Source organism: Bacillus sp. AFS029637, assembly GCF_002584985.1.
Taxonomy (GTDB): domain Bacteria; phylum Bacillota; class Bacilli; order Bacillales; family Bacillaceae_G; genus Bacillus_A.
Genome location: NZ_NUPZ01000005.1, coordinates 1 through 8,893 on the forward strand (window position 1 = coordinate 1; position 8,893 = coordinate 8,893).

7 protein-coding genes and 1 pseudogene are annotated in these 8,893 nt (G+C 34.4%); 7 read left to right on the top strand and 1 reads right to left on the bottom strand.

All coding sequences use genetic code 11. The features are described from left to right. Positions 1–215: 215 nt before the first annotated feature. Complete coding sequence (locus tag COE49_RS01020; protein ID WP_255291271.1) at positions 216–509, bottom strand: YolD-like family protein; 294 nt, start codon at positions 507–509, stop codon at positions 216–218. A 329-nt stretch (positions 510–838) separates the two neighbouring features. On the opposite strand from COE49_RS01020, the gene COE49_RS01025 reads away from it, so the two are divergent. From COE49_RS01025 to COE49_RS01055, 7 genes and pseudogenes are all read left to right on the top strand, one after another. Continuing rightward, entirely contained in the window at positions 839–2,386 is a 1,548-nt protein-coding gene (locus tag COE49_RS01025; protein ID WP_098357498.1) for a spore germination protein, read from the top strand. A 4-nt stretch (positions 2,387–2,390) separates the two neighbouring features. After that, positions 2,391–3,494 carry a GerAB/ArcD/ProY family transporter gene (locus COE49_RS01030; protein WP_098253316.1) on the top strand — a complete coding sequence of 368 codons (1,104 nt, stop codon included), beginning with the start codon at positions 2,391–2,393 and terminating at the stop codon, positions 3,492–3,494. Next, positions 3,491–4,594, top strand: coding sequence for a Ger(x)C family spore germination protein (locus tag COE49_RS01035; protein ID WP_088233358.1), 1,104 nt, complete (start codon positions 3,491–3,493; stop codon positions 4,592–4,594). The genes COE49_RS01030 and COE49_RS01035 overlap by 4 nt, the downstream gene beginning before the upstream one ends. A gap of 355 nt (positions 4,595–4,949) precedes the next feature. Then, a complete protein-coding gene (locus COE49_RS01040) occupies positions 4,950–5,423 on the top strand; it encodes a DUF2325 domain-containing protein (protein ID WP_240522882.1) in 474 nt (157 codons plus the stop codon). 103 nt (positions 5,424–5,526) lie between these two features. Next, positions 5,527–5,859: pseudogene (locus COE49_RS28300) on the top strand (UvrD-helicase domain-containing protein); the annotation flags it as partial. A gap of 176 nt (positions 5,860–6,035) precedes the next feature. Next, positions 6,036–6,239: a hypothetical protein gene (locus COE49_RS01050; protein WP_088233359.1), complete on the top strand. Its 204-nt coding sequence runs from the start codon at positions 6,036–6,038 to the stop codon at positions 6,237–6,239. A 362-nt stretch (positions 6,240–6,601) separates the two neighbouring features. Further along, positions 6,602–8,416 (top strand): acyltransferase family protein, encoded by a 1,815-nt coding sequence (locus tag COE49_RS01055; RefSeq protein WP_098945653.1) that lies wholly within the window; start codon positions 6,602–6,604, stop codon positions 8,414–8,416. The last annotated feature ends 477 nt before the right edge of the window (positions 8,417–8,893 follow it).

Below are 8,893 nucleotides of genomic sequence, written 5' to 3' on the forward strand. Positions count from 1 at the left end.
CTTAGCTTGATAGCGATGTGGCGGTACCCCATTAAGGAATTCACTAAAGGTCAAGATCGACTACAAGAGATTTTTAAATATAATCGTTATATTGATAAAAGAGGGGATTAATGTGGCATTGATAGTTCCGAAATGCGTCTACTGTAAGGAAGATATTAAAAGGATGAACAAGCATTAGTAATCGTACCCTATCCTAAGAGAAAAGGATTCACAGATCAGGAAGTCCAGTTAGAGAAATTTTCCCAGGCAGATAGATTTTTTAAATGAAATACAATAATGCAACGACTCTTAAGTGACGAGGTCATGTAGTTAGTAAGCAGATAGCCATCTTCGTAATATGTAATCAATATTTCTTCTTCGGAAAGCAATGAGCATAATAATAAGTTTTCAATAAGTTCTTTTTCTTCTGGTGTTAATATTGGACGCGTTATTTTATTCTTTTCTTTAATGATCTCACGGATACCAGCAAATTGTTCCGGCATTGTCGCAAACGGAGACCATTTTACCATTTTATCAAGACATTTTTTCAAGTTTTATAAGAATATGAATATCTAAATCATTGTACACATGTATATGTACAATGAGTCTCCCATAAGTAACGCACGTCAAATTCCCTCCTAATACAATATTCTCTCTATTGAATAACAAATAACATTTACATCAACTTTGAACCTTTCAAAACTAAACTTGTCTGCATACTATTTAATTAGAGCGCTATTTTTATGACTGCATAGGTTATATAGTAATAAGTCTGGCATTCCCTCTCTAATTATTAGGATATTTTTTCTTCATATCTGCATACTAAACATACTGAAGGTGCATAGAAGGTGAGGAAGTCATGGCTAAATTTCTGAAATGGTTAAAATATAGAGAAAACCCTAAATCATTTTCAATACGAAACGATACTCCTGTTCCCCAAAAAAATATTGAGGACTCTCTCTTAGAAGCTAATTTATCGAAAAACATAGCTGAGCTTCAGAATATATTCCGTCAATCGCCTGATCTAGTGATTCGGCGGTTTCAAATAACAGAATCTGGATTAGAAGCCGCTTTAGTATATTTATCAGGATTAACAGATAAACAATTAATTCAAAATAACGTTTTAAGTCCTTTAATGAACAGTGATTTTAATGCTAATACGGAACTTCCCATTACTTTAGGTCAAGTTAAAATGATTAGTACGTGGAATGAGATTGAAACAGCTATTTTAACAGGGGATAGTGTACTATTGATTAACGGCCAAACGACGGTTCGTCAATTGGACACGAAAGGATGGCCGCAAAGGAACATTGAAGATGCTCAAAACGAAATTGCTTTAAAAGGTGCACATCAAGGGTTTATAGAAACGGGAACTCAAAATGTTGCGATGATTCGAAGGTACATTCCGCATCGTGAATTAATGATAAAAGAATTAGTAATAGGTGTGCGAAGTAAAACTAAGATTTCTATTTTATATTTGCAAGATGTAGCTTCTGAAGATGTACTAAATGAATTGGAAAGAAGGATTCAAAATATTACGGTAGATGCAGTAGCTAATAATAGTGAGCTAATTGAATTTATTGAAGATAACCCGTATTCACCGTTTCCGCAATTTATATTAACTGAAAGGCCTGATTTGGCAGTCTCTCACATACTACAGGGTAGATTTGTAACTGTAATGGATCATTCGCCTAACGTATTAATTGCTCCAACAAATTTCATCTCCTTTTTTCAAGGTGTGGATGACTACGGTACAAGATGGCTAGTTGCATCATTCATTCGTATACTTCGTTTTATTGCCTTTATGGTTGCTTTATTTTTGCCTGCGAGTTATGTTGCATTTATTTCTTTTAATTATGAAGTGATTCCTGTAGAACTTTATTTATCTATTGCAGAATCAAGAACAAGGGTACCTTTTTCTCCGGTTCTGGAAGCATTGCTTATGGAAATAACACTTGAAACGATGAGAGAAGGGGCTTTGCGGTTGCCTACGCCGATTGGTCAGACAGTTGGAATAGTAGGCGGTATTATTATTGGACAAGCAGCTGTTCAGGCGGGAATAGTAAGTAACATTATGATTATTGTCGTTGCCGTTACAGCCATATCATCTTTTATAATCCCTAACTACGATATGGGATCCGCAGTTAGACTTTTACGATTCCCAATGATGATCTTAGCTGCATTATTTGGACTTGTAGGTTTGGTAATTGGGTGGATGACATTACTTGGGCATCTAATCTCTCTTGAATCGCTAGGAACCCCTTATGGAACACCGTTAGCCCCGTTTCGTTTTGGGGATATGAAAGATACTTTTGTGCGCTTTCCTTTATGGGCGATAAGAAAGCGATCGAACGGTACAGGGGCGATTCAATCTAATCGACAAGGAAAGAATCATAATAAAAGGTGAAACTATGAAAAAATATGCCTATAATGACATCACTCTTATGCAGTATATCTTTATAATTAATGGAATGCAGGTCGCCACTGGCATTCTATCTCTTCCGCGTGTTCTTGCAGAAAAAGCTGGAACAGATGGTTGGATAGCTATATTCATTGGTTGGCTAGCCTCTACAATATCAGGTATTTTTATAGTAAAAACAGCTGCAAAATACCCTGATGATACAATTTATGAAATTCTTATACGATTTTTTGGGAAAATAGTAGGGAAAGCATTAGTGGTTGCTTATATGATGTACTTCGCTTTTTATTCTTGCATCGTTTTAGTGAACGCTATGCTTTATATTAAGGGATGGCTTCTTCCGAAAACACCTGATTATCTTGTTATCTTTTTGTTTACGATTCCTACCTTACTTGTTGCACGTAAAGGCCCTCGTATTATAGGACGGTATTCCGAACTTAATTTTTATATGATGATTTGGATACCATTATTCTTTTTAATACCTCTAAAGGAGAGCGGAAGTTGGATGTCATTCTTTCCGATTTTAAAAGAAGGGTGGAAATCTGTATTCACGGCTGCACCGACCACGATTTTTGCATATTTAGGGTTTGATATTGCTTTCTTTTTATATCCATTTTTACAAAAAAAGCAGTATGCAGTTCATGGAATGGTTATTGCAAACACTTTAACGATGTTATTCTATTTATTTGCTACTATTGTTTGTTTCGCTTATTTTAGTCCAGATAGTATTACTCAATTTAATCAGCCAGTATTAAATTTACTTAAAGTAATTGAGTTTCGTTTTTTAGAACGCTTTGACATGATTTTATTGGCTGCATACTTAACAGTTGTTTCCACATCTTGGATTCCTGCCTTATATTGTTCGGTGTTTTGTTCGAGCCAATTACTTGGAAAACAAGATCACAGTTCTCATGTAGTTGTTCTCTTATTGCTTATTATCGGTTTCGTATTTTGGACTCGCCCTAGTTGGAATGAAGCTGAAACTTGGCAACAAGTATTTTCTAATACGGGATTAGTATTAACCTATATATTGCCTATCATTTTATTGATGTATGGCCGGTTATATGAGAAGCTGCATCGGGGGAGGACACATTGAAAAGAAAAATATTATGTTGTATTTTGATATCAGTATTTATGATGACGGGATGCTTTGACCAAACCAATATTGAAGATGTTTCTCTTTCCCTCGCTCTTGGCATTGACTTAGATCGTAATAATAATTTGTTGGTTTACAAGTCAAGCCCGATTTTTAATAAAGAAGCAAAGAACAAAGAAGAAATTGTCGGTGTAAAAGCTAAAACGATTCGAAATTCTAGAGACAAATTTGATACTACTGTTTTCGCACTTACCTCGGGAAGCAAAATGCAAGTTATTTTAGTTGGAAAACGGTTACTGAAAAAGAAAGACTGGGTAAAGAATCTTGATCCATTTTATCGAGATCCTAAAAATACAGTTACCACAAGAGTGATTGCTGTAGATGGACCTGTTTCGAATATTTTTTTTCATAAACAAAAAGATAAGCCACGGCTTCCTTTATATTTAACAAAGCTAATTGAGACGGCAGCTTTAAGAAATATCACAGTAAAAACAAATCTTCAAGAACTACATGAACAAATGGCGGACAAAGGGAAAACAGCACATATTACTGAGATAAAAAAAACAAATAAAATATTTGTAACAGGTACAGCTTTATTGGATGAAAAAGGGAAGTATAAATTAACGCTAAATCCCGATGAAAATAAACTATTACGTATTTTGCAACAAAGAACTACCGGTGAGTTTTCATTTACAATTCCAATTAAATTAAAGTCCGATAGTAAGAAAGAAGATTGGATGAGCTTTGCTGTCTATAGTGTTAAAGTGAAAACAAAGGCAAGATATGATAATAAATTTATATTTGATACAAATATAAAGATGAAAGTAGGCATAACAGAACGGCTTTTTACGTTCAATGTAAGAAAAGATGCAGCGAAGTTACAGAAGGCAATTGAAACGAAATTAGAAGAAGATTTCAAGCAAGTAATAAAGAAAATACAAGATGCGAATCTTGATCCTATTGGGCTTGGGGAATACGCAAGAACTTATACATATCCAGAATGGAAAAAAGTCCAAAACAAATGGAGTAATGCATTAGCAAAGGGCGATGTAAATGTCAAGGTAAATGTAGAAATTGGTGCGATGGGGACAATTAAGTAAAAGGAGTTCAACTTAGATTCGTGCTAAATTTACAAGTATATTCAATTTTAGAATGGGAATTTTCTTTACTAGGATTCTCCCGTGGCCATCAAGCTAAGAAAAGCAAACACCCAAAATAAATAAATGTATATTTTTTGTTTTGGGGTGTTATAAAATCCTTAAGTTGATGGATGTTGGTACTACCCCATTGCCATCTAGTTAAGAAATGCATTGTTCCCCAAAACGAAAAAAATGAACTAAATTCCCATGGATAACTATAAAGGGGTCCCGCCAACCAAATAACATAAAACCCACACTAATATATTTTATGGAAAATAAAAAGCCGATTTTCCTACGTTAAGGAATTTCGGCATGTATGTTTTATCTTCGGAGTGGTCGAAATGAATTGATGTCAGATTTAGCAACTGAAGAAGAAATTAAATCAGAACAACATAAAAATGAGGTAGAGTATTTAAATAAGATGATTGAACAAATGGCTCAAGAAATCATTCAATTGCAGAAAGAAGAAGAGTCGGAAGGAAATGTGCATAAGAATGATTTAACAGGAAGGAAAGTCGCGGTAATCGGTGGGAATAAAGAAAGATACTATAGAGAGTGCGTTGAAAAATACAATGCAGAAATTATATTTGTAGCAGAAGATCAGCATCGTAAAATAGATAATGCAGTTAAAAAAGCTGATGTAGTCTTTTACTTAACTGAATTATTAAGTCACATTTATCATGAATTAATTATTCCGGCCGCAGCTCGTTATAATACTCCTATTCGCTTTGTAAATAGTAAGGGAATTTCAGCATTTGAAAGTGCAATAAAAAGATATGCTAATGAGTAAAATGTAAAGTGAACCGTATATTTAAGTTTGATATAATAGTTGTGATGTATTTTTTGAACTTTCTTTCGTTTGTTGGGGATTATTCCCTTCGGGTAAAAGAACGATGTACATAGTACATAGCATTCTTTTACCCGAAGGACTGTTTTTATTTGTACAAAAGTATGAAAGAGAGAGAAAGCTTTTTAAGACGTCAGAAAAACAAAGTGTATTTCTACCGGAAGGCTAATTTGAAGTGAATGCAATATCTCAAGCTGAGATAGCTGATATTTATCCTTATAAGGAATTGATTACAGATAATGAACTGGATTCTTTTTATTTTAGAGCGTTAGAAGAAAAGAACATTTATCTAAGCGAGAAACAAACTGAAGCTGTTCGAACAATTGATACACCTGTATTAGCAATTGCTGCTGCAGGCAGTGGAAAGACAAGAGTTCTACAAGGAGAGTAGGATAATTAATGTATGTAGAAGCAGATGATACATATGGAGAAGTGTACGGGAGAAGATTGCACCAAGTGTGAGAGTGTGATAGCTCTAAGAGGAGAATATCTGCGGAATTTGTGCAATCAAGTAAAGAAGAAACAGCGAGATGATTAAGCATATGGAGTCAAACTGTGAAAAAGAAAATCAATACATTGGGGATCAAAATCACACAGGAAGGGAAACTAGAGCAAACGAAACCGCTATTTGGTAAAATAATCAATTTAATTACATATAATAATGTATTGCTTGCGGTAGTAAAAGAGGCGGTGCAAACGCTGCAAAAAAGTGAAAACATCCGCTTTAAATTACCCAATCTTGAATTGCCAACATGTTAGAAAAGGGTTGTTTATTATATAACAAGCTAAAGTAGTTGCCGCAAACAGCACCCTATGTAGAACAGGTGATTGAAAAAAAAGAACCATATGAAGAAAGGTGTAACTTTTGATACAGAGCATATAATTTGTTTATTCACTAAGTATATTTCCCTTTGTCGGGGGATGAACAAAAAACTAATTTAATAATTTTTACACCAGAAACAGATAACGTGATAAAGTATTAGTTACTGTGCATGTAATTATAAAAAAAGAGCCTTTCCAAATGATGTTTTTAATAGTTTAGCTTATACGATTTTAGGAAATTAATAGCATTTTATACCACTATTATTTACCTAATTTTCAAGAAATAGAGGTGATTGTAGGTGACTAAACCTTTTAAAAAAAATAGTCGTTATATGGTTGGATTAGACAGTCTAAGGGGCCTAGCTATACTAGGTGTTATCTTATATCATATTAATTTTAATTGGATGCCTGGAGGATTTTTAGGGGTTACTGTATTTTTTGTACTCTCAGGTTATTTAATTACAGATATTCTAGCGATGGAGTGGAAGAGAAATAAGAGAATTGATTTGAAGAAATTCTGGCTTAGTAGGGCAAGGAGATTACTTCCTGGAATGCTTATTATGCTCATCGTCATCATAGCATGGATTACGATTTTTCATAGCTCTTTACTTGAAAAAATGCGTGGAGATTCATTAGCGGCGTTATTTTATGTTAGTAACTGGTGGTATATTTATCATAAATTATCTTATTTTGATAGCTTTGGTCAGCCTTCTCCGCTAAATCATTTTTGGTCGTTAGCTGTTGAGGAACAATTTTATGTGGTTTGGCCGTTCGTCATTAGTTTAGGATTTTATTACATAAAAAAACAATCACGCATGATCTTATTTATTTGTCTAGGAGCAATTGCATCTGCTTTAGCAATGGCAATTCTATATGAACCGGGCTCTGACCCAAGTAGAATTTATTACGGTACTGATACACGGGCTTTTTCTTTATTAATTGGAGCGGCACTTGCTTTAATTTGGCCAAGCAGTAGACTTGCGAATAAAATTATTCCGCAAGCACGTCTTATTCTTGATGTTATTGGGGGAGTTGCTCTTAGTATCATTCTCATCATGTTTTGGAAGACGAATCAATATGAACCGTTTCTTTACCGTGGGGGAATGGTTCTTTTATCAATTGCTACAGCCTTGTTAGTCGCTAACCTTGCGCATCCGGCTAGCAGAATCGCGCTATTTTTGAGATTTAGACCACTGCGTTGGATGGGTGTGCGATCATATGGAATATATCTTTGGCATTATCCGATTATTACATTGACGACTCCGAAGGGAAATGCTGGAGAGTTTTCGATTACAAGAGCAATTCTTCAATTTCTCCTAATTATAGTTATTGCACAAATTTCGTGGAAGTTTATTGAAAATCCAATACGAAAAGGCGCATTGAAGAATATTCGAATTAAGAACTTGAAAATAAGAAACTTGACTGTAAGTGGTAAGTTAGCTTTAATATGTGCAGTATTTATTTCTTCGATAGCTACTTTTGGATTAACAACAGCTAGTAAAGCAAAGGAGAATCCTTCAAAAGATAAGGTGGAAGCAGTGCAAGAAGAGCAGGCTAAACATCCCGTTGCAGTTTGGGATAAACCAGCTAATGAACCACCTCAAAATAAAGAAGAACAAAAAGAAGCGATTCCCACACAGCCTAAAGACCCTCTAACAGTTACAGCTGTAGGAGATTCAATTATGATTGATATTGCTCCGTATTTAAAAAATACTTTTCCTAATATTAGGATTGATGCGGAAATAGGGCGGCAAATGTCCAAAGCAATCCCTGTTGTTGAACAGCTAAAGAATGAGGGGAATTTAGGAAATCATGTCATTATTGGATTAGGTACAAATGGAGCCTTTACTAAGGAGCAATTAGCATCATTAATAAAAGTGATTGGAGATGAACGTAAAATTATATTAATTAATACGAGAGTACCACGTCCGTGGGAATCGTTGGTGAATGAGAAGTTAAAAGAAGCAGCATCAGCTTACAAAAATGTGGTGTTAGTTGATTGGTATGCAGCAAGTGCCGGAAATCAGGCATACTTTGAACCTGATGGCGTACATTTAACAAAAGCAGGTGCAGAAGCATATGCTGCCCTTGTAGCAAAAGCAGTGAATCAATAAAGAGTACGGAAAAGATTCTGGTGAAAAGATTTACAAACCGTATTTAGGTTTTTTTGTGTTATTAATCTAATATATTTTTTCAAAAATCCCTTTCCTTTTCCCTAAGTTTATAAAGCCGATCCTTTATTTTGAACTTTCTTTTCCTGATTGGTTACGTTCTAACTACCATATTTTTTGCATTCTCCTTAATTCCTAACTTTCTTTATAAATTAAGTGATTGCTTATTTTTTGGATCTATAGCTGCATCTATGGTTTCTATCCTCAACTGATCAAAAAGACTTAAATCCTTTACCCAGTTATTTATGCTTAAGTCAAAGGCGGTTTCTACAATTTTATTTTTTAATTGCAGCAGCAAGTAGAAAAGGGAATTCATGAAGGTATTGGACCAGTGAAAATAAGCCATAGTAGAAACATAGTGCTATAGCTTATTAATGCTTATTTTTATTGATACAATATGTATAGCTATAACAATAAATA

Coding starts and splice junctions, on each gene's coding strand:
- COE49_RS01020 (WP_255291271.1), bottom strand. CDS start 509: ATGGTAAAATGGTCTCCGTTTGCGACAATGCCGGAACAATTTGCTGGT.
- COE49_RS01025 (WP_098357498.1), top strand. CDS start 839: ATGGCTAAATTTCTGAAATGGTTAAAATATAGAGAAAACCCTAAATCA.
- COE49_RS01040 (WP_240522882.1), top strand. CDS start 4,950: ATGTTTTATCTTCGGAGTGGTCGAAATGAATTGATGTCAGATTTAGCA.
- COE49_RS01030 (WP_098253316.1), top strand. CDS start 2,391: ATGAAAAAATATGCCTATAATGACATCACTCTTATGCAGTATATCTTT.